Genomic DNA, 20726 nt, shown 5'->3' with positions numbered 1-20726 from the left:
CGCGCCTTGTCCAATCAATGTTAGTCCCCTAACATGTTAGTAACTAACATCAGGAGCTGATATGACACCGGATGTCGTCGTAGTGGGAGCCGGGCCGACCGGCCTGGCGGCGGCCTGCGCCCTACAGGAAGCCGGCGTCGCGGTACGCGTCTTCGACAAGGCCGACGGGCCCGCCGTGACATCGCGCGCGCTCGGCTTGCAGCCCCGCGGAGTCGAGGTGCTCGATCGGCTGAGCGCGCTGGGCCATCTTCCGGAACACGGGTTGCCCGTCGAGCGGGTGACCGTCCACGTGGACGGCCGGCCGTTGGCGAGCCTGCCGATCGGGCGGCCCGCGCGCCTGCACGGGCCCGCTGCCCTGCTGATGTCGCAGGCCGACATCGAGGGCGCGCTGCGGGACCGACTGACCGCACTCGGCGGCACCGTCGAGTGGGGTATGCCGGTGACCGGGCTGGCTACCGAGCCAGACGGTGTGGCGGTGCGGGCCGGGGATTCCGACGTGCGCTGCGGCTGGGTCGTCGGTGCCGACGGCGCGCACAGCGTCGTCCGCAAGGCGGCCGGTATCGGGTTTCCCGGGGTGCCGATCATCGAACGCTTTTTGCTGGCCGATGTCCATGCCGCAATCGATCAGACCCGGGACGGCGCGACCGCGTGGGCGCGCGGCCGGAAACTGCTCGCCGCATTCCCGCTGCCCGGTGACGATCTCTGGCGGCTGATGACGCCGGCTTCCCCGGACATGCCCGACAATCCGGCACCCGACGACATCGCGGGCTACCTCGGATCGCGGCTCGCCGAGGAGGCCGACGCCGCCATCGACTCGGTCGTCTGGACGTCGTCGTTCCGGATCCAGCGCCGACTCGCCGACACCTATCGGCGCGGTCGCGTGCTGCTCGCCGGCGATGCCGCACACATCCACAGCCCGTTCGGTGGTCAAGGGATGAACACCGGCATCGGCGACGCCGAGAATCTGGCGTTCAAGCTCGCGCTCGTGGTCACCGGCCGCGCCGATGCGCGGCTGCTCGACACCTACGAGGCCGAACGACGCCCCATCGCCGGCGATGTGTTGAAAACGACGAGCAGTCTGACCGAGATCGTGGCCGGGCAGGGCCGAGCCGCCCGGCTGATCCGCGACCACGTCGCGATACCCCTGCTGAACCGGACGTGGATGCGGCGGCTGATCGCGGAAAAGGCTTCACAGCTTCAAGTTTCGTACCGCCGTGGCCCGTGGGGTGCGTCTCGGTGGTTGCCCGGTATACGCCCCGGAGACCGCGTTCCGGACCGCGACTGCGTATCCGCCGACGGGTCGGCTGTGCGGCTCTACGACACACTCGGCCCGTCCTGGGCGGTGCTCGGCGCGCCCGCGTACGCCGACGTGGCTCGCGACCGACTCGGAGCCGTGGTCGCGCTGCACGACGACGGCTCCGACGATTCGCACGCACGTCTGATCCGGCCCGACGGACACCTGGCCTGGCGCGGCTCGGATCCGGCCGCACTGCGGGCTTGGCTCGACACCGCGTTGGGCCGGCCATGACGGACTGGCGGGCCGCCAAGAAGGCCGCGACGCGTCAGTCCATTCAGGACCATGCGTTACGGCTGTTCGCCGAAAAGGGCTACGACGCAACGACAGTCGAAGATATCGCCGCAGCGGCCGGCGTCTCGCACATGACCTTCTTCCGGTACTTTCCCCGCAAGGAGGAGGTCGTCGAGTACGACGAGTACGACCCCCTGATCGAGGATCTGATCGCGGCCAGGCCCGCCGACGAACCGCCCCTGACCGCGATTCATCGCGCGATCCGGGCCGGGCTGCAAGCCATCTTGCCCACCGATCACGGCGCGCTGCTGCAGCGCACTCGCCTGATCATGGCGAATCCGACACTGCGGGCCCGAAACACCCTGGCGCAGGACGAGACCCGGGATCTGTTCGCCCGGGCACTCGCCCGCCGCGCGGGTCTGCAGGCGCCGGACTTGCGCTGCGTCGTGCAAGCCTCGGCTGCGCTGGCCACGGCCGCGCCGGCGATCACCGCATGGGCCGGCGCCGACGGCCAAGATCTCGTCGCGTTGATCGACGAGGCATTCGCGGCATTGCGCGACGCCGTCCGCTGAGTTCCTGGTCGTCAACAGGTGATCTTTACCGCCAGCCGGTCGACGGCGTCGGCCGACACAGATCCCGGCTCGGGTGTGTAGGTGACGAGGATCTGATCGGGTGTCGCCGGGGTTGCCCAGGCGATGAAGGTCAGGTCGATGTCGCCGACCTCGGGATGTCGCAATTGCGTGAGTCCGGTCGACTTCTCGTAGACGTGGTGCTCGCCCCAGTATTTCCGAAATGTCAGGCTGTGCACTGACAACTCGTCCACGAGGGCCGTCACCGCGGGATCGTGGGGGTTGCGTCCGGCGGCCATGCGGAGCATTCCGACCGTGTCGCGGGCTGATGCTTCCCAATCGCGGTGTCTGGCCGCGACATCATCGTCACAGAACAGGAGCCATGCCGTATTCCGCTCGTGGGGTGGGTGTTCGGCAAAATCCCCGAACACGCGGCGGGCGAGGTCGTTCCATCCGACGACCTGTGTGCTGGCCGTCATGACGAGTGCCGGCACCGTCAGCGTGTCGATGAACGCGCGCGTCGCCGCGTCAAGGCGTTCGGGCGCCACCCACTGTGCGCGGCGGCGCGGATGGGCGAGGTGGCGGAGGTGCTCGCGCTCGGTGTCGTCGAGCAGAAGCACCGCCGCAATCGCTTCGAGAACGGACTCCGACGGTCGGCCACCTCGGCCCTGCTCAAGCCGGACGTAGTAGTCGGTGGACAACCCGACCAAGGCGGCGACTTCCTCACGTCGGAGCCCGGGAACCCGCCGACGCGAGCCGGTGTCCGGTATTCCAGCTGAGCTCGGCGAAACCGCTGCCCTGCGCGCCTTCAGGAACTCGCCCAGTTCGGACTTGCTCATTTCTTCAACATTGCGCGACAGGGCCGAGCCGACCATAGGTCTCGCAGTACCCCGGTTGAGGGTTACCTGGGTGCGGTCAGGCCTGGACCGGGCGAGGCAGACGCGCCGACAGTGGAGCCATGACGAACGACGACCGGACGCCCAACGAGCACTCCGAATCGAAGGTGCCGCGGATACCCACCTATGCCGAAACGCAGGCGGATCCCGACATCCTGCGGGCCTTCAATGCTGCGGTCGTCGAAGAGTTTCGCGCCAATCGCGGAAGAGTGGGTGGTCCGTTCGCGGACTCCAACGTGGTGCTTTTGACAATGACGGGCGCCAAATCTGGCCTGCGTCGTCAGACCCCACTGGAATACTTCACCGTTGACGGACGGATGCTCATCCTGGGCACCCGAGGAGGAGCTCCACAGAATCCGGCATGGGTGCACAATCTTCGCGCCAATCCGGCCGGGCACGTCGAGATCGGCACATCGTCGTACAACGTCGTAGCGCGCGAGATCACGGGCAAAGAGCGGGATGTCCTCTACGCGAGGATCGCTGAACTCTGCCCCCGCGTAGCCGGCTACCCGAAGCCCGACCGAGTGATCCCACTCTTCGAGCTTCACCGAACCTAGATTGCGTGCCTCTCCGCGACCGGAGCCTTAGTCCGCGAGCACCCCGGCGCGGCGCATCGCCGCCGAGATGTGCTCGTAGTCGATCGCGACGTGGGTGCGGGCCAGCGCTTCGGCGTCGTCAGCACGGCCGTCGGCGATCGCCGATATGAGCGCCTCGTGGTCACGTAATGCCCGTAATTCCATGTCCGGCATGGTTTCCGGCTCGCCCCACAGGTGGGCGGGAGCGCCGATGCTCACCGAGGCCTCCAAGTCCAGCAGCACCTGCTTGAGCACCGGGTTGCGGGCGGCATCCATGATCGCCAGGTGCAGCGCACTGTCGGCCTGCTGAGACGCCAGACCACTGGCCGCGTCCCGATAGACCTCGAGGCGCTCGCGCAGCACGGCGATGTCGCGGTCGGTCCGGGCCTCCGCCGCGGCCCGGCACACCGCGCCGTGGATGCGGCAGATCGCATCGCATCGGTCCCGCAGTTCGTGGGCCCGCATGGTCAGCGTCCGGCCGACCGCGGCTGTCGACGACTCCGGCCACTGCTGCAGCACGTAGGTCCCACCGCCGCGACCGCTGCGACGGGTCTCCACCAGGCCCTGCTCGACGAGCCGGGCGAGCGCCGCGCGTACCGTCATCCGGCCCACGCGCAACGACGCGGCGAGTTCGCGTTCGGCGGGAAGTCGCGCACCGGGCAGATATTCGCCGACGGCGATGGCCGTGACGAGCCGGTCGGTGATCTCGTCGACGCGCGAGGGGATCTCGAGTTCGCGCTCGAGCAGGCCCCGCGCGCCGGCGGGTTGGGCCATCTGCCGGTCCGGTTCCCCCATGGTGCACACAGTATCGAAGCCAATTGTTAAAAACTGATTAATGGTCTTGCGGCGAGACCATTACCGCTTCATGCTGTCCCGCATGTCTCGATCCACCCGCATGGTGCCTTTCCGTGAATACGAGACCTGGGTTCAGGTCACGACGCCCGAAAACGCCAAGCCCGACGCGCTGCCGCTTTTCGTCCTGCACGGCGGGCCCGGCATGGCCCACAACTACGTCGCCAACATCGCGGCCATCGCCGACGAAACCGGGCGGACCGTCATCCACTACGACCAACTCGGCTGCGGCAGCAGCACCCACCTCCCCGATGCGCCCGCGGAGTTCTGGACTCCGGAGCTGTTCGTCGAGGAGTTCCACACCGTGCGCACGGCCCTGGGCATCGACCGCTACCACGTGCTGGGGCAATCATGGGGCGGCATGCTCGGCGCCGAGATCGCCGTGGCCGCGCCCGCGGGTTTGGTGTCCTTGGCGATCTGTAACTCCCCCGCCTCGATGCAGCTCTGGGTCGAGGGCGCCGCCGAGCTCCGGGCCCAGCTGCCGCCGGAGATTCAGTCGGCACTGCAACGCCACGAGGCTGACGGCACCGTCACCGATCCGGAGTATCTCGCCGCGACGCAGGAGTTCTACCGGCGCCACGTCTGCCGCACCGACCCGATGCCCCAGGACTTCGCCGACAGCGAGGCACAGATGGAGGCAGAGCCGACGGTGTACCACACGATGAACGGCCCCAACGAATTTCACGTTATCGGCACCTTGCGCGATTGGAGCATCGTCGACCGGCTGCCGTCCATCACCGCGCCGGTGCTCGTCGTCGCCGGCGAGTTCGACGAGGCCACGCCGGCCACCTGGCAACCCTACGTCGAGCTCATTCCCGACGTTCGCAGTCACGTCTTCCCCGACACCAGCCACTGCACCCATCTCGAAAAACCCGAGGAGTTCCGTGCCGTGATCGCGGAATTCCTGCAGCAGCACGATCTGGCCGCCGCCCGGGTCTGACATCCACCTTCCACTCGACCCGACAGGATCGCCATGGCAACTGAAACAGGCCCGGCCACCGGCCCCCTCACCACCGGTGAAGGGCAGCGCAGTCTCGAATCCTTCGGCTACAAACAGGAATTGAGCCGATCGGTTTCGACCGTCGACCTCGTCGTCTACGGCTTGGTCTTCATGGTGCCGATCGCCCCGTGGACCATCTTCGGCACCGTCTACAACAGCGCATCGGGCATGGTGCCGCTGGTCTATCTCATCGGCCTGATCGCGATGGTGTTCACCGCGCTGGCGTACGCCCAGATGGCCAAGTCGTTCCCGCTCGCCGGGTCGGTGTTCGCCTACGTGGGCCGGGGCATTCACCCCGGGCTAGGCTTCTTCGCCGGCTGGGCCATCCTTCTCGATTACCTGCTGATCCCGACTTTGCTGTACGTCTTCGCCGCCGAATCCATGGTGGGTCTGTTCCCCGAGACGCCACGCTGGGTGTGGGCGATCGTCTTCGTCGTCGTCAACACCGTGATCAACCTGCTCGGGGTCGGGTCGCTGAAAATCGTCAACCGGGTGTTCCTCGCGGTCGAGCTCGTGTTCGTGGTGCTGTTCGTCATCATCGCGGTGCGGGCCATCAACGGCCAGTCACTCCCCGACGTCGGCTGGAGCACGCTGCCGATCTGGAATTCCGAGGTGGTCAACGCCCCGCTCATCGCGGCCGCACTGTCCATCGCGGTGCTGAGTTTCCTTGGTTTCGACGGTATCTCGACTCTCGCCGAGGAGTCGACGGGCAAGAAGAACCCGGCCGGCCGCGCCATGATCATCGCGCTGTTCGTCGTGGCCTTCCTGTTCATCACCCAGACGTGGCTGGCCAGCCTGCTCGCCGGCGGCCGGGCGTCGTTCGGCGACGACGAGGTGGGCAACGCCTTCTTCCTGCTGGTGCAGGCCGCGTCGAGCACCGGGTGGATGAACGCGTTCTTCGTCGTCAACGTCTTGGCGGTCGGCTTCGCGAACGCGATGGCCGCCCAGGCCGCGACCAGCCGGTTGTTGTTCTCGATGAGCCGCGACCGCCAGCTGCCCGCGATCCTGTCCACGATCAGCGCGCGCAAGGTGCCGTTCGCCGCGATCCTCGTCGTCAGCGCGCTGAGCCTCGTGCTGGTGCTGTTCTTCGTCGGCCAGATCGGCCTGATCTCCTCACTGGTGAACTTCGGCGCGCTGTTCGGGTTCTGCATGCTGCACGCGTCGGTCATCTGGTTCTACATCGTGCGCAAGAAGTCGAAGAATTACCTGCTGCATCTCGTGGTACCGGCGGTCGGCTTCGTGATCATCGCCTACGTGCTGATCAACGCCGACGCACTGGCCAAGATCGGCGGCATCGTGTGGTTGATCATCGGCGCGATCGTGTTCGGCGCCAACATGGTTCGCGGCCGCCGGGTGCCCGAGCTAGCCGAGGACCGAGCCTAACGGACCGGCGAGGTCACCGCGGTCGCCCACCTCGACCGCGTCGACCCCCAACCAGCCGGCCATCGACGTCAGCTCAGCGGCCAGGGCCGTCGCCACGCGCGACCGGTCCTGGCCGTCTTCGGTGTATGCGCCCAGCACCTGCAATGCGGCGTCGGTACGTTTGAGGTCCACGCGGCCCACCAACTCGCCGTCGAGCAGGAACGGCCATACGTAGTAACCGAATTGGCGTTTCGGGGCCGGCGTGTAGATCTCGATGCGGTAGTGGAATCCGAACAACCGCTCGACGCGGGGACGGAAGAAGATCAATGGATCGAACGGGCACAGCAGCGCCGTGCCGCGGTCGCGGCGCGGCACGATCTGGCCGGCCCGCAGGTACGCCGGGGTGCCGTCGATGTCGACGGGCTCCAGTTCGCCGTCCGCGACGAGTTTGGCGATCGCGGGCTTGACCTGTTTGGCGCCGAGCCGGAAATAGTCGCGGATGTCGGCTTCGGTGCCGACTCCGAGCGCGGAGGCGGCGCGCAGGGTTAGCTCACGGATGGCCTCGTCCTCACCGACTTCGCGCGCCAGCACCTCGGGCGGCAACACGTTCTCGGCGAGGTCGTAGTGACGGGCGAAGCCCACGCGCGTCGCCGTCGTCAACACCCCGGCGGCGAACAGCGCTTCGGCCACCCACTTGGTCTCACTACGGTCCCACCACGGTCCCTTGCGGCCACGCGGCTCAGCCTCCAGGTGCGCCTCGATCTGGCCGGCCGTGGACGGCCCCAACTCGGCGACGGCCGCGACGATGTCCTCGGCAAGCTTGGGATTCTTCTTGACGATCTCGGTCCCCCACCTGCCATGCGTGTACTCGCGCATGCGCCAGCGCAACAGCGGCCAATCCTCGACTGCCATCAACGCGGCCTCGTGTGCCCAGTACTCCACCAAAAGCCGCGGCGACCGGGCGCTGTGCGCCCAGGCCGCGCGGTCCAGCACGTCACGGCCATACGGCCCGAGCCGGCTGAAGACCGGCGCGTAATGCGCCCGTACGGCAACCGAAACGGAATCCAGCTGCAGCACTTGGATGCGCGAGATCAATCGGCGCAGATGGGCGCGAGTGACCGGGCCGCGTGGCCGGGGCTCGTGGAACCCCTGCGCGGCGACGGCGACGCGACGGGCCTGTGCGGTGGTGAGAGTGGCCACCCCGTCATCGTTCCTCAACCCACCGACAAGTTGTCGGAAGGCGGTACGAGGACGCGGCCGAACACGAACTCGATCACATTGTCGACAGGTGCACCGTCGCCGAGGCCCTTGGCGCGTAGAGCCGCACCCTCCCAGGCGTCGACGATCAACTCCGCCGCATTCACCGGGTCGATCCCGGAATCGAACTCGCCGGCGACCTGGCCGGCGCGGATTGCCTCGGCCAAGGCTCCGCGCCAAGCATCGAACGACGCGGCAACCGTGGCGGTGACGGTGGGCGCCACTGCCGGATTCTCTGCGGCGAAGTTTCCGAACATGCATCCGCGACGGTAATCGTGGGCGGCCAGATCCTGCCTCAGATGCGCGAGGTGGTTGCGGATACGCTGCGTCGGCGTCACCGCATCGTCGGCCAGTAGATCCAGCCGACGGGTCCGTCCGTACCGTTCGAGAACCTCGATCGTGAGCGCTTCTTTACTCCGAAAGTGGTTGTAGAACGAGCCTTTCGGGGCGTGGGCGGCCGCCGCTATCGCCGCAACACCGGTTGCGGAGTAGCCACCGGCATGCAATTGGTCGAACGCGGCGTCCAGGAGCGCGTCGCGCAAACTCGGCTTGGGCACGGTACTCCTCACTCGATGGTCACATCGTCGATGTCGATGGTGACAGTGATCGGTTCCGGGATCCGACGCCCGTTCGCGTCGCGCCCGTAGACCACCCGCTTCACAGGTAACACGAGCCCACTGAACTCGCGATGGTCATCGGCGTAGTGTGCTGCCGGCGAACCGCCGGCGATGTCGACTTGATAGTCACGGCGGCGCAGGAGTCCGTCGGAATCCACATACAGCACCTGATCTCGGCTGTGGGTGGCGATGCTGTCGGGGTAACGGACGCCCAGCCGACGCCACTTCTGCCCGTCCTCGGCCCAGGTGCCCAGTTCGTCGGTCTCGACGCCCGGCAGGGTCAGCGAGAAGGGTTCCGACAAGTAGGTCCACATCGCATAACCGGCGAAGTAGGCCAGCTGCAGATGTGACCATGGCGTCTCGAGGGTGTGACCGGCGAACGAGTCACGTGGGGCAGCCAAGGTTTCGACGACCTCGGGGTTGTCCACATCGGTTTCGATGGCTACGGCCGCCGGGCGAAACGACGACCGGAATCCCGGACGAGGCAGCGGTCGATGCCAGGCGCGTTGCTCATGGAGATCGATGCGCACCGTGGAGTCGTTGATGATGCCGTCCACACCCTTCAACGGCCACAGCACACCGCCGACCTGCTGGTGGATCGTGATCGACGTAGCCTCACGCCACCGATCGGCACCGCCGTAGGCGCCGAGCACCTCGTCCAGAAGTTTCATGTCGCACCCTTTCGTCGTGGTGCACATTCAGACAAAGTGACCGGTCGTCTTATTCCGTGCGGCGTGAGAACTATCCAAAGACCTCACTGACTACAGCTCGCGCCGATAAGTGCAGAACCGGTATCGCAGGCCGGAGCTGCTGGTCTGCCATTCGCCCGTGGCGCCCACCCAGGTTTCGTCGAGGACGGGGGCGAGCGTGTCATGATCGTCGCGCGGCAGATCGATGTCGATCTCGGTGACCTCGCATCGGTCGGCGATCGGCAGTGCCATGGCGTAGATCTGCGCGCCGCCGATCACCCAACCGTCCAGGTCGTCGGGCAGGCCGGTGACCACGTCCGCCCCGTCGGCGCGGTACGCGGCATCGCGGGTGACGACGACATTGCGCCGCCCCGGCAGTGGGCGAACCTTGGCCGGCAGCGATTCCCACGTGAGCCTGCCCATCACCACGGTGTGGCCGAGCGTGAGTTCCTTGAACCGGGCCTGGTCTTCGGGAAGCCGCCACGGGATGCCGTTGTCACGGCCGATGATGCCGGTGCCCGACTGCGCCCAGATGAGACCGACGGTCATACGGCGACTGGGGCCTTGATCGCGGGATGCGGATCGTAATTGACGATCGCCACATCCTCGTACGCGTACTCGAAGATCGAATCACGCGGCGCCAGAACGAGTTCCGGGTACGGCCTGGGATCCCGGCTGAGTTGCAGGTTCACCTGCTCGACGTGATTGTCGTAGATATGGCAGTCACCACCGGTCCAGACGAACTCGCCGACGCCAAGGCCGGCCTGCGCGGCCATCATGTGCGTCAGTAACGCATAGCTGGCGATGTTGAACGGCACCCCGAGAAACAGGTCGGCGCTGCGCTGGTAGAGCTGGCAGGACAGCTTGCCGTCGGCCACATAGAACTGGAAGAACGCGTGGCACGGCGGCAGCGCCATTTGCGGGATCTCACCGACATTCCACGCCGAGACGATGTTGCGGCGTGAATCCGGATCGCGTCTTAGCAGCTCCAGCGCATTGCTGATCTGGTCGATATGGTCGCCTGACGGAGTCGGCCACGACCGCCACTGCACGCCGTAGACCGGGCCCAGATCGCCGGTCTCACTTGCCCATTCGTCCCAGATCGTGACTCCGTGCTCCTGGAGCCATCGAACGTTCGAGTCGCCGCGCAGGAACCACAGCAGCTCGTAGACGACCGACTTGGTGTGCACCTTCTTGGTGGTGATCAAGGGGAAGCCGGCGGCGAGGTCGTATCGCATCTGGTGGCCGAACAGGCTGCGGGTGCCGGTGCCGGTGCGATCGGATTTGGGCGTCCCGCGCTCCATCACCAGGCGCAGCAGGTCCTCGTAGGGCGTCGGGATCGGCACTCGCTCAGCTTACGTGCAGCGCCTAGGAGTAGAACGGAAGCCATGCCGACCATCAAGGACTCCATCAGCACGCCCGACGGCACCTGCACCGTCACGTTCGCGACGCCCGACGGCAGTGGGCCGTGGCCCGGTGTGGTCATGTACCCCGACGCCGGCGGTGCCCGGGCCACGTTCGACGAGATGGCGACCCAGCTCGCGGACGAAGGCTATGCGGTGCTGGTACCCGACGTGTACTACCGCGACGCGGGCTGGGCGCCGTTCGAGATGGCGACGGTGTTCAAAGACGAGGACGAGCGGGCCCGGCTGTTCTCGATGATCTCGAAGGTCACCCCCGACATCATGGCCGCCGACGCCGCGGCGTTCTTCGACTATCTGGAGCAACGTCCCGAGGTCGTCGACGGCAAGTTCGGCACCACGGGTTACTGCATGGGCGGTCGCACGTCACTGGTCGTCGCCGGTCGCGTGCCCGAGCGCGTCGCGGCCGCCATGTCGTTCCACGGCGGTGGACTGGCTTCGGACGATCCGGGCAGCCCGCATCTGCTGGCCGACAAGATCCAGGCCGCCGTCTATGTCGGCGGCGCCAAGGACGACGCGTCGTTCACCCCGGAGCACGCCAAGACGCTGGAATCGGCACTGTCCGCCGCGGGCGTCGAGCACACCATCGAAATGTACGACGCCGCACATGGTTTCGCAGTGCCCGACAACGCGCCGTATGACGCGGCAGCCGCCAAGCAGCATTGGGAAGCGATGGAGAGCTTCTTCGGCGCCCGCCTGGGCTGAACCCTGCTTTGCCCGGCGGCCGGGCCGTAGGCGACGATTGACCCCGTGTACGACCAGCCCGTCACCAATGACCCAGACGCCGGAGCGGATCCGGGGTTCCGTATCGACCCGGTACTCGCCCGCAGTTGGCTGCTGGTCAACGGTGCGCAGTACGAGCGGTTCGCACCGGCCGCCCGGTCGCGCGCCGACATCGTCGTGCTCGACATCGAGGACGCCGTCGCGCCCAAGGACAAGGTGGCGGCCCGCGACAACGTGACCCGCTGGCTGGCCGACGGCAACAGCGACTGGGTCCGGGTCAACGGTTTCGGCACCCCGTGGTGGGCCGACGATCTGGAGATGCTCACCGGCACGTCCGTCGGCGGGATCATGCTGGCCATGGTCGAATCCGTCGACCACGTCACCGAGACCGCCAAACGGCTGCCGAACATCCCGATCGTCGCGCTCGTGGAGACCGCGCGCGGACTCGAGCGGATCACCGAGATAGCTGCGGCGAAAGGCACCTTCCGGCTCGCGTTCGGCATCGGAGACTTCCGCCGCGACACCGGATTCGGCGACAACCCCGCGACCCTGGCGTACGCCCGCTCGCGTTTTACGATCGCCGCCAAGGCCGCACATCTACCCAGTGCGATCGACGGACCCACGGTGGGTTCCAGTGCGCTCAAACTGTCTGAAGCCACCGCGGTGTCGGCTGAGTTCGGCATGACCGGAAAGATCTGCCTGACCCCGGACCAATGCCCGACCGTCAACGAAGGCCTGTCGCCCTCGCAAGACGAAATCAGCTGGGCCAAGGAGTTTTTCGCCGAGTTTCAGCGCGACGGCGGCGAAATCCGCAACGGTTCAGACCTGCCGCGCATCGCCCGCGCGAACAAGATCCTGGATCTGGCCAAGGCATACGGCATTCACGAGCCCGAGTACACCGACGACCCGGACCACGTGCCGGCCCCGTCCGACACGTATCACTACTGAGCGTCGTTGCGGCGCAGGAACGTCCGCACTGCCCGTAGCACGCCTCTGCCGGCATAGATGCCCGCCGCCACCGACACGATGATCATGGCGATGAACATGACGAGCCAATTGGCCCTGCTGTGGCTGACGTTCCACCAGACGATCGTGAACAGCACCGCGCAGACGAAAACGACGATGTCGCGCCAGTTCCCCCGGTAGGACATCGCCGCCTCGCGGAGTTCGCGGCTGCGCTCACCGGCCGCGATCAGATCGCTGATCCGCTCGTCGATGTTGGCTTTGAGCCGGGCACGCAATTCGACGTCTTCGGCCGGAAGCCGTTCCAGCAGATCCATGTCCTTGGCGATCATGCCCCGCACATCCGGCGGCTTGAGATTGCCCGCGATCACCCCGAGCATCGCACCCCCGGCGATCGGCGCAGCGCCAAGTGCGAGTTCGGCTATCCCCGGCATGGCTCTCCTAAGTCCGCTGACTGAGTTGCACCACAATCCATACGGCGGTGCGGCGACCGGGTCAAGCCGCCGAGCGTAATTGCACCGCCCGTATCCCTGGTCGGGATACGGGCGGTGACACTCGGACTACTTCAGATGTCTACCCTCCCAGCAGGCCGAGAATCTGGTTGAGCAGATCGATGATCGGCTGCAACGGATTCGGGGGTGCGGGCAATCCACCGGCGAGGCTGCACAAGAGCTGCCCGAGAAGCCCACCACTGGGATCGGCCGTGATTTCCAGTACGACCTGATCCAGATGGACCATCAATCCGAGCAGGTTGAGGTCCAGCGGCCCGAGCACCAGGGTCAGCACCTCACACGTCGCCTGCTGGATGAGCGCGGGCATGTCGACGGTCTGATTGACATCCTGGGCTGTCTCCTGCCCCTGGCCGGGGCTCACGAGCTTTCCGGTCAGCTGGCCGGTGACGGCCAACGGTCGCTCACCGCCCGGCCCCTCCTTGGCGCTCTGCGCCGTGAACCGACCGTTGAACTTCTCCCCGTTGGGGCCGGTGCCTCTTACCTGGACGGTCTCTTCATTCCCCCGGTCAGGGGGTTCGGCCGATACGATGCTCGGCGAGACTCCTCCAACGAGGCCGATAGTTGCGACGGCCACCACGAGGGTGAGCAGCCGCAGCAGGCGTGACGTCATGGGTCCGCTCCGTTCTTCTCCAATTGAAGGCAGCAGTAACCGACCCCCGACGTAGCCCCTTGTCAGTGACCCTCGGCGGCAGAGTCGGCCCTGCCGAACGTGATGTACGCCACTGCTCCCCACGCCGGTCTTCCACGGCGCACAAAACGCTAAACCCAAATCGCGAGGCAAATTTGCGAGCGACAACAAATAGTGAGGCGACTTAATTAACTATGTCGTAAACGCGCTGTCTGGTGCGTGTGATCTCCAGCGGCATCACTTGCTGGTAGCCGTGCCCGTTATTTGCTGATGCCGGCCGGGGTCATTCCATCAAATGTGCAGCCACCGTGGCGCCGAGTTCCCAGCACGACTCGACGTCGCTCTTGGTCGGCTTCCCCGACACCACGACGTTTGGCGCCACGCGCGCCCAACCCAGACCCGCGGTGATCGAATCGATGGCCCGCTCCGCCCCTTCGGTGCCTTCGTTGCCGTGGAGGTAGACACCGAACGGCCGGCCGCGGGTCGCGTCCAAGCACGGGTAGTAGCAAACATCGAAGGCGTGCTTGAGGGCGCCACTCATATAACCGAGATTCGCCGGCGTGCCCAGCAGGTAACCGTCGGCCGCCAGCATGTCGACCGGCGACACCGTCAACGCCGGCCGTCGCACGACCTCCACACCCTCGATCTCGGGATCGGTCGCACCGGCCACGACAGCCTCGAACATCTCCTGGGTGGCCGGGGACGGCGTGTGGTGAACGACGAGCAGGGTCTTACTCACGACTGCTGTTCCTGCATCCGCACCGCCGTGCGCATCGTTTCGCGGGCCCGGGTGCGGTCACCCGCGTAGTCGTACGCGCGTGCCAGGCGGTACCACCGCACCCAGTTGTCAGGATCGGCTTCCAGTTCGGTCTTGACCGTGACGAACAGCTCGTCGGCCGCGTCGCGCTCGATACGCCCAGATGGCCTGCGCGGCAACGCACTGACGTCGAGTTCCATCCCCCGTTCCCGCGCGAGGCGGGCGAGGCGTTGATGAGCGAAACCGGCCCGCAACGTCGAGAACAGCACCCAGACGCCGATCAACGGAAAGATTAGCAATGCCAACCCGAGCCCGATCGCCGCAGGTTCTCCCGAGGTGATGAACGCCAGCGCGGTGCGGCCCAGCATGAGGAAGTAGACGACCAGCGCCAGACACATGAAGCCGATCAGCAGCTGGATGCGCAGCGACCGCGCGCTCTCGCTCACGAGAGGTCGAGCAGGGGCTCAATACCGATGGTGAGACCCGGCCGTTCGCCGACCTTGCGCACGGCCAGGAGAACGCCCGGCACGAACGACGATCGGTCCAGACTGTCGTGGCGGATCGTCAGAGTCTCCCCCTGAGTTCCGAACAGCACCTCCTGATGGGCCACCAAACCGGCGAGCCGCACCGAGTGCACCGGGATACCGTCGACGTCGGCGCCGCGGGCACCCTCCAGGCCGGTGCTCGTCGCATCGGGATTGGGCGGCAACCCTTTTCGCGCTTCCGCGATCAACTTCGCGGTGCGCGCCGCCGTGCCGGACGGCGCATCGGCCTTGTGCGGATGGTGGAGTTCGATGACCTCGACGGACTCGAAGTACCGGGCGGCCTGCTTGGCGAAATGCATGGAGAGCACCGCCCCGATCGCGAAGTTCGGCGCGATCAGGACGGCGGCCTCCGGCTTGTCCTTCAGCCAGGCCTCGACCTGTTCGATGCGTTCCCAGGTGAACCCGGTGGTGCCGACGACGGCGTGAATGCCGTTGTCGATCAAGAACTTCAGATTGTCCATCACCACGTCCGGATGCGTGAAGTCGATGACCACCTCGGTTTGCGACTCCGTGAGCAAACTGAGCTCGTCACCGGCGTCGACTCCGGCTGACAGCGTCAGATCCTCAGCGGACTCGACCGCCTGCACCATGGTCGCCCCGACTTTGCCCTTTGCACCCAGAACACCGACTCGCATGGCAGGGAGCCTACTGCGCGGGCGGTACGCGTCATTCGCGCACGTCGCGAAAATCTTTGGCCACTTTGGTCTCGGCAGTCACAACTGACGTTTTCTTGTCGGTGATTCGAACTAGTGTTCGATGCATGGATTCCTTGGTGGCGGACCGGCTCGCGGCGTTACGCGCGGCTCTCGCCGGGGTGCGCGGCCTGCCCTGGGGGTCGCTGCCCGAAGCCGACCTGCTGGAGGTGTGTGCGGGAGTCCAAGAGGTCCGCAATCTGGTGCCGGTGGTCGAGCATGCCGCGATCAGTGCGCTCTCGGAGTCCACGACCCCGGCCGCGATCGGGGCGAAATCCTCGCCGGAGGCGCTGCAACCACGACGCCCTCGTGGCGATCGGGCGCAGCTCAGCAGGACACGTCGACGTACACCGTTCGCGCTGTGACGGTGGTGCGGATCCTAGGAGTGACCGTTGTTCAGTGGCCAGATCCGGCCACGCTTGTATTACGGCAGTGCGAGTTCGGCCACTCGGCGTTACGCGCGCTCTACCGTGGTGTCATGCGTCTGCTCGCGATTGCGCTCGCTGCCCTGGCTCTCGCCGGTTGTTCGGATACCGGTAACGCCGATGATCAGAACCCGAACGGCCGCACGTTCGTCTCGGTTGAGGTGGAGGGCAATCAGATTCCGGGCGGTGGGCCGCTGACCGTGGTTTTCGACAGCGGGCAGATCAGCACGTTCGCGGGCTGCAACCACGGGTCGGGTCCGGTCGACCTGTCCAACGGCAAAGTCGTCACGGAGTTGGCCAGCACGATGATGGCGTGTCCGCCGCCGCTCGGCGATGCCGACGCGTGGATGTCGCAGTTCTTCGAGGCTCAGCCGTCCTGGTCACTGTCGGGTGACACGCTGACCCTCAAGACCGATACCGCGACCGTCACGTTGCGGGACAAGAAGGTGGTGCATCCGGATCGGTCAATCACCGACACCACCTGGCAAGTCACCAGTCTGGTTTCAGGACAGTCGGTTTCGACGTCACAGGCGCTGGAGGAGGCGAAGCCCACGGTCAAGATAGCGGCCGACGGTGCCGTCACCGGATCGACCGGCTGCAACCAGATCACCGGTCACGCAGTGGTTTCGGGGACGCCGGCCATCATCGAGTTCGGCCCATTGGCCACCACCAGGATGGCTTGCCCGAACGGCCTCGACGAGGTGGAACAGGCCGTCATGCGGGTGCTCAACGGCAAGGTACAGACCGCAATCGACAGCGACGAGCTGACCCTGACCGGTGCGGATGGCTACGGGCTGGTGCTGCGCGCCCAGTAGCCGCAACCGGTCAGAGCGGTGAAGCGCCTCGCAGATGCTCGAAGATCAGCGAGGTCTGCGTGCCCGCGACGTCGGCGTCGGCGTTGAGATTTTCCACCACGAAAGCCCGCAGATCGTCGGTGTCCCGCGCGGCGACATGCAGGATGAAGTCGTCGCCGCCGGCCAGAAAGTAGACATCCATGACCTGCGGGCGTTTGCGGATATGCGCGATGAAGCTGCGGATCTTGCCGCGGGCGTTCGACTGCAGGCTCACCGAGATCATGGCCTGCAGGCTGAGGCCGACCGCGGCCGGGTCGATGTCGGTGTAGAACCCACGGATCACGCCGATCTCCTGCAACCGCCGCACCCGACCGTGACACGTGGAGGCCGCGATGCCGACGGAATCAGCCAGCGCGCTGTTGGACATCCGTGCATCGGCGTGCAGTGCCAGCAGAATGCGCCGGTCGATGTCATCGAGTTCCGCGTGCCGAACATCCTTCGGTAGACGGCTCTGACTCGCCGCGTTGCTCGTCGATTCTTCGCTCACGGAGCGATCGTAACGAATCTTTATCAGAGATATTGCTCGTACTTCGAAGGTTCTTCACACTTGTTCCTAGCACACCGAATCTGAAGGAGCGATCATGCTCGTCGGCATCCCGACTGAGATCAAGAACAACGAGTACCGCGTTGCCATCACGCCCGCCGGGGTGGCCGAGCTGACCCGTCGTGGCCACGACGTGATCATCCAGGCCGGCGCCGGCGAGGGCTCAGCCATCGCCGACAACGACTTCAAGGCCGCGGGCGCCGAGATCGTCACCTCCGCCGACCAGGTGTGGGCCGACGCCGAGCTGCTGCTCAAGGTCAAAGAGCCGATCGAGGCCGAATACTCGCGCATGCGCAAGGGCCAGACCCTGTTCACCTACCTTCATCTCGCGGCGTCGAAGCCCTGCACCGATGCCCTGTTGGCGTCGGGCACCACCTCGATCGCCTACGAGACCGTGCAGACCGCCGACGGAGCGCTGCCGCTGCTCGCGCCGATGAGCGAGGTCGCCGGCCGCCTCTCGGCGCAGGTTGGCTCCTACCACCTGATGCGCACACAGGGCGGCCGCGGCGTGCTGATGGGCGGCGTCCCCGGCGTCGCACCGGCCGAGGTCGTCGTCATCGGCGGTGGCGTGGCCGGCTACAACGCCGCGCGCATCGCCAAGGGCATGGGCGCCCACGTCACGGTCTTCGACCTGAACATCAACACGCTGCGCAAGATCGACAACGAGAACAGCGGAAGCATCGAGACCCGCTACTCGTCGTCCCTCGAGCTCGAAGAGGCCGTCAAGAAGGCCGACCTGGTGATCGGCGCGGTTTTGATCCCCGGCGCCAAGGCACCCAAGCTCGTCACCAATTCGACTGTCGCCCACATGAAGTCGGGTGCGGTGCTGGTGGATATCGCGATCGACCAGGGCGGGTGCTTCGAGGATTCGCGGCCCACGACGCACGACGATCCCACGTTCAAGGTCCACGACACGGTGTTCTACTGCGTCGCGAACATGCCCGGCGCCGTGCCGCGCACCTCGACCTTCGCGCTGACCAACGCCACCATGCCGTACGTGCTCAAGCTGGCCGACAAGGGCTGGCAGGCCGCATGCGCCGCGGACCCGGCGCTGGCCAAGGGCCTGTCGACGCACGAAGGTGGTCTGTTGTCCGAGCAGGTCGCCAAGGATCTCGATCTCCCGTTCACCGACCCCGCGCCGTTCCTGGCTTAACGGACCCCCTCCGATCGCCCGGCTGGAGCACGCTCCGGCCGGGCGATTACCTTTCGGACGACTAGCCGTTCTTGACACGTGTCAACTATGGTGTCGGCATGCTGCAGGAGTTGTTTTCCACCGTTCCGACCATCACCGCTGATGCACTCGAGGCGTTCGACGCCGCGGAGGCCGTCGAACCTGAGTTCATGATCGGGACGTGGCACGGCGCCGAACTGCCCACCGGCCACCCGATGGACGGCCTGCTGGCCGCGAGTGGCTGGTGGGGCAAGCAGTTCATCGATGCCGAGACCGTCCACCCGCTGCTGTTTCCGGCCCGCGACAGCACTGGACTGTGGGCGCTCAACCCGGCCCTGGCGTTCGGCGGCCTCGGGCTGTCGACCAAGCTGCCGTTGTTGAGGAACCGGTCCATGGTGGCGCCGATCGCCGCGCTGCGGCCCGTCCTGCAGACGCGGTCGGCGAAAGCGCGGCTGCGCACCACGCGATACCGCGGCGTCGACACCGCGACCATGATCTACGACCAGCTTCCGATCAACGACGTTTTTCGCAAGTTGTCCGACGACGCCGTGATCGGGGCCATGGACCTGCGGGGATCTCGCAAGCCCTACTTCTTCGTGCTGCGCCGCGACGACTCCCGGCGGCTGGCCTAGCAGCCACGCGTACTCGAGCTGTTCACCGCGCATTCGACCGACGGATCGAAAGCGATGCTTGGATCGAAAGAGCAAGCGTCGCAAGGCCTTTTCGGCCGATAACCTGAGTCCTAGGAGTCACCCGTGGTTAACCTGCCCGTTGCGCACCAGCCCCGCCCGTTCCTGCCCGAGCTGTCCGAGTTCTTCGCCGGCATCACCCCGTTCTCAAGCCTGCGGCCCATCTTCGAGCGCAACCTCATGCGCATCGAGGACGAGGTCACCGATGACCACTACGAGTTGCGCGCCGAGATCCCCGGCATCGACCCGGCCACCGACGTCCACATCACGGTCGCCGACGGCCAGCTCACGGTGAAGGCCGAGCGTGCCGAGCGGGCCGAGGTGAACTCCCGCTCGGAGTTCTCGTACGGATCGTTCCTGCGCACGGTGACGCTGCCGGCCGAGGCCGACGAGGAAGAGATCACCGCCAGCTACGAGCGCGGAATCCTGACCGTCCGCGTCCCGCTGTCGCAGAATCCGTCGGGCATGCGGCACATCGCGATTCAGAACGCCGAGAACCACAGCGTGGAGAATGCGACGGTCGAGAACCACACGGCCGAAGCCGAAGCTCCGGAGTAATCCGGCACCGAACGATCAGAGCAACGACGGCAGCACCGATGCCGTCAGCTCACCGATGAGCGGTCGCAGATTGGCGGCTTTCGGGTCGTCGGTCTGTGACCGCGTCATCATCGCCAGCAACAGGCGCTGACCGGCCGGGCCGTACGCGACGCCGACGTCGTTGGTGCTGCCATAGTCTCCACTGCCGGTCTTGTCGGCGGTCGTCCACCCAGCCGGAAGTCCCGCCCGCATGCTCGACGTCTGATTGGCCCGCATCCAATCCTCGAGCTGCCGGCGCTGGGGCGGGCTGAGCGCATCGCCGACCAACAGCGCGCGGTAGCCGATGGCCAGCGCCGCGGGCGTGCTGGTGTCGCGCGGGTCGCCGGGTATCGCCGAGTTGAGCTCGACCTCCCACCGGTCCAGCCGTGTGCGCTCGTCACCGATGCTGCGCGCGAATGCGGTGATACCCGCGGGCCCGTCGATGGTTTTCAACAGCAGGTTGCCCGCCGTGTTGTCGCTGCGTTGCAGCGCGGCCGCACACAGTTCGCCGAGCGTCATCTCCGAACCTGCGCGCGGTTCCGTGATCGGCGAGTTCATCACGATCGCGTCTGGGTCCACGAACACCCGGTTGTCCAGCGACAGCTGGTCGCGCCCGACCATCTGCAGGACCCGGCCTGCGGCATATGCCTTGAACGTCGAGCACATCGCGAACATGTCGTCGGCGCGGTGGCTCACGATCCGGTTCGAATCGAGGTTGACGGCATGGATGCCGATCACCGCGTTGTGCCGGCGTTCGAGCTCCCCGATCTGGTCGTCCACGGGGGCCGCATACGCGGTTCTGCTGCTCACCCCGACAGCCGCCACTGCCGCGAGGGATCCGATCAAGACGTTGCGTCGCGAGAGTCCAGTCACCCGACCCA

At 66.3% G+C, this 20726-nt stretch carries 26 protein-coding genes; 12 read left to right on the top strand and 14 right to left on the bottom strand.

Annotated elements, in window-relative coordinates; translation table 11 throughout:
• Positions 1–61: 61 nt before the first annotated feature.
• Complete coding sequence (locus AWC31_RS30110) at positions 62–1528, top strand: FAD-dependent oxidoreductase (RefSeq protein ID WP_085148244.1); 1467 nt, start codon at positions 62–64, stop codon at positions 1526–1528.
• A complete protein-coding gene (locus tag AWC31_RS30105; protein ID WP_085148243.1) occupies positions 1525–2100 on the top strand; it encodes an acyl-CoA-like ligand-binding transcription factor in 576 nt (191 codons plus the stop codon). Before AWC31_RS30110 ends, AWC31_RS30105 begins: the two co-directional genes overlap by 4 nt.
• A gap of 11 nt (positions 2101–2111) precedes the next feature.
• Here the strand turns inward: AWC31_RS30105 and AWC31_RS30100 are convergent, their stop codons facing one another.
• A complete protein-coding gene (locus tag AWC31_RS30100) occupies positions 2112–2936 on the bottom strand; it encodes a helix-turn-helix transcriptional regulator (protein ID WP_085148239.1) in 825 nt (274 codons plus the stop codon).
• 119 nt (positions 2937–3055) lie between these two features.
• Here AWC31_RS30100 and AWC31_RS30095 point away from each other — a divergent pair, with 119 nt between their 5' ends.
• Positions 3056–3550 carry a nitroreductase/quinone reductase family protein gene (locus tag AWC31_RS30095; RefSeq protein ID WP_085148236.1) on the top strand — a complete coding sequence of 165 codons (495 nt, stop codon included), beginning with the start codon at positions 3056–3058 and terminating at the stop codon, positions 3548–3550.
• 27 nt (positions 3551–3577) lie between these two features.
• On the opposite strand, the gene AWC31_RS30090 is transcribed toward AWC31_RS30095, so the two are convergent.
• Positions 3578–4363: a FadR/GntR family transcriptional regulator gene (locus tag AWC31_RS30090; RefSeq protein ID WP_110775334.1), complete on the bottom strand. Its 786-nt coding sequence runs from the start codon at positions 4361–4363 to the stop codon at positions 3578–3580.
• Positions 4364–4433: 70 nt separating this feature from the next.
• Between AWC31_RS30090 and AWC31_RS30085 the strand changes: the two genes are divergently transcribed.
• Both AWC31_RS30085 and AWC31_RS30080 read left to right on the top strand, forming a co-directional pair.
• Positions 4434–5360: a proline iminopeptidase-family hydrolase gene (locus tag AWC31_RS30085; protein ID WP_085148359.1), complete on the top strand. Its 927-nt coding sequence runs from the start codon at positions 4434–4436 to the stop codon at positions 5358–5360.
• 33 nt (positions 5361–5393) lie between these two features.
• Positions 5394–6803: an APC family permease gene (locus AWC31_RS30080; RefSeq protein ID WP_085148232.1), complete on the top strand. Its 1410-nt coding sequence runs from the start codon at positions 5394–5396 to the stop codon at positions 6801–6803.
• Here the strand turns inward: AWC31_RS30080 and AWC31_RS30075 are convergent.
• From AWC31_RS30075 to AWC31_RS30055, 5 genes are all read right to left on the bottom strand, one after another.
• The gene (locus AWC31_RS30075; RefSeq protein WP_085148230.1) at positions 6783–7982 is read right to left on the bottom strand and encodes a winged helix-turn-helix domain-containing protein; all 1200 of its coding nucleotides are present in this window, start codon (positions 7980–7982) and stop codon (positions 6783–6785) included. The genes AWC31_RS30080 and AWC31_RS30075 overlap by 21 nt on opposite strands.
• Positions 7983–7996: 14 nt before the next feature.
• Complete coding sequence (locus AWC31_RS30070) at positions 7997–8596, bottom strand: TetR family transcriptional regulator C-terminal domain-containing protein (protein WP_165766082.1); 600 nt, start codon at positions 8594–8596, stop codon at positions 7997–7999.
• Positions 8597–8604: 8 nt separating this feature from the next.
• Positions 8605–9327 (bottom strand): hypothetical protein, encoded by a 723-nt coding sequence (locus AWC31_RS30065; RefSeq protein WP_085148226.1) that lies wholly within the window; start codon positions 9325–9327, stop codon positions 8605–8607.
• A gap of 90 nt (positions 9328–9417) precedes the next feature.
• On the bottom strand, positions 9418–9894 hold the full coding sequence (locus AWC31_RS30060; protein ID WP_085148224.1) for a dihydrofolate reductase: 477 nt from the start codon (positions 9892–9894) through the stop codon (positions 9418–9420).
• Positions 9891–10691, bottom strand: a complete 801-nt coding sequence (locus AWC31_RS30055; RefSeq protein WP_085148222.1) for a thymidylate synthase — start codon at positions 10689–10691, stop codon at positions 9891–9893. The genes AWC31_RS30060 and AWC31_RS30055 overlap by 4 nt, the downstream gene beginning before the upstream one ends.
• A gap of 42 nt (positions 10692–10733) precedes the next feature.
• Here AWC31_RS30055 and AWC31_RS30050 point away from each other — a divergent pair, with 42 nt between their 5' ends.
• Both AWC31_RS30050 and AWC31_RS30045 read left to right on the top strand, forming a co-directional pair.
• A complete protein-coding gene (locus AWC31_RS30050) occupies positions 10734–11471 on the top strand; it encodes an alpha/beta fold hydrolase (RefSeq protein WP_085148219.1) in 738 nt (245 codons plus the stop codon).
• A gap of 45 nt (positions 11472–11516) precedes the next feature.
• The gene (locus AWC31_RS30045; RefSeq protein ID WP_085148216.1) at positions 11517–12437 is read left to right on the top strand and encodes an HpcH/HpaI aldolase/citrate lyase family protein; all 921 of its coding nucleotides are present in this window, start codon (positions 11517–11519) and stop codon (positions 12435–12437) included.
• On the opposite strand, the gene AWC31_RS30040 is transcribed toward AWC31_RS30045, so the two are convergent.
• The 5 genes from AWC31_RS30040 to dapB form a co-directional block, all read right to left on the bottom strand.
• Positions 12431–12886, bottom strand: a complete 456-nt coding sequence (locus AWC31_RS30040) for a hypothetical protein (RefSeq protein WP_085148212.1) — start codon at positions 12884–12886, stop codon at positions 12431–12433. The two genes, AWC31_RS30045 and AWC31_RS30040, sit on opposite strands and share 7 nt — an antisense overlap.
• A gap of 139 nt (positions 12887–13025) precedes the next feature.
• Positions 13026–13574, bottom strand: coding sequence for a hypothetical protein (locus AWC31_RS30035; protein ID WP_085148210.1), 549 nt, complete (start codon positions 13572–13574; stop codon positions 13026–13028).
• Positions 13575–13875: 301 nt separating this feature from the next.
• Entirely contained in the window at positions 13876–14277 is a 402-nt protein-coding gene (locus AWC31_RS30030) for a flavodoxin family protein (protein ID WP_110775343.1), read from the bottom strand.
• A gap of 50 nt (positions 14278–14327) precedes the next feature.
• On the bottom strand, positions 14328–14795 hold the full coding sequence (locus AWC31_RS30025; protein WP_085148204.1) for a hypothetical protein: 468 nt from the start codon (positions 14793–14795) through the stop codon (positions 14328–14330).
• Positions 14792–15529, bottom strand: coding sequence for a 4-hydroxy-tetrahydrodipicolinate reductase (gene dapB / locus AWC31_RS30020; protein WP_085148201.1), 738 nt, complete (start codon positions 15527–15529; stop codon positions 14792–14794). The genes AWC31_RS30025 and dapB overlap by 4 nt, the downstream gene beginning before the upstream one ends.
• 125 nt (positions 15530–15654) lie before the next feature.
• Here dapB and AWC31_RS30015 point away from each other — a divergent pair, with 125 nt between their 5' ends.
• On the top strand, positions 15655–15951 hold the full coding sequence (locus tag AWC31_RS30015; RefSeq protein WP_085148198.1) for a hypothetical protein: 297 nt from the start codon (positions 15655–15657) through the stop codon (positions 15949–15951).
• Positions 15952–16064: 113 nt separating this feature from the next.
• On the top strand, positions 16065–16826 hold the full coding sequence (locus tag AWC31_RS30010) for an META domain-containing protein (RefSeq protein WP_085148195.1): 762 nt from the start codon (positions 16065–16067) through the stop codon (positions 16824–16826).
• Between the two features lie 10 nt (positions 16827–16836).
• Here AWC31_RS30010 and aldR read toward each other — a convergent pair whose 3' ends face one another.
• Positions 16837–17352 (bottom strand): HTH-type transcriptional regulator AldR, encoded by a 516-nt coding sequence (gene aldR / locus AWC31_RS30005; RefSeq protein WP_085148192.1) that lies wholly within the window; start codon positions 17350–17352, stop codon positions 16837–16839.
• 94 nt (positions 17353–17446) lie between these two features.
• Between aldR and ald the strand changes: the two genes are divergently transcribed.
• The 3 genes from ald to AWC31_RS29990 all read left to right on the top strand — a co-directional run bounded on the left by ald (position 17447) and on the right by AWC31_RS29990 (position 19827).
• Positions 17447–18562: an alanine dehydrogenase gene (gene ald, locus AWC31_RS30000; RefSeq protein ID WP_067852570.1), complete on the top strand. Its 1116-nt coding sequence runs from the start codon at positions 17447–17449 to the stop codon at positions 18560–18562.
• 98 nt (positions 18563–18660) lie between these two features.
• Complete coding sequence (locus AWC31_RS29995) at positions 18661–19212, top strand: DUF4334 domain-containing protein (RefSeq protein ID WP_085148189.1); 552 nt, start codon at positions 18661–18663, stop codon at positions 19210–19212.
• Between the two features lie 123 nt (positions 19213–19335).
• Positions 19336–19827, top strand: coding sequence for an Hsp20/alpha crystallin family protein (locus AWC31_RS29990; protein WP_085148187.1), 492 nt, complete (start codon positions 19336–19338; stop codon positions 19825–19827).
• Positions 19828–19842: 15 nt separating this feature from the next.
• Here AWC31_RS29990 and bla read toward each other — a convergent pair whose 3' ends face one another.
• Positions 19843–20718, bottom strand: a complete 876-nt coding sequence (bla, locus tag AWC31_RS29985) for a class A beta-lactamase (RefSeq protein ID WP_085148183.1) — start codon at positions 20716–20718, stop codon at positions 19843–19845.
• Between the last annotated feature and the right edge of the window lie 8 nt (positions 20719–20726).

This window comes from Mycolicibacterium wolinskyi, assembly GCF_002101965.1.
Classification (GTDB): domain Bacteria; phylum Actinomycetota; class Actinomycetes; order Mycobacteriales; family Mycobacteriaceae; genus Mycobacterium; species Mycobacterium wolinskyi.
Note: the sequence above shows the minus strand (reverse complement) of the source record. Positions and strands in the feature narration are given on the sequence as shown.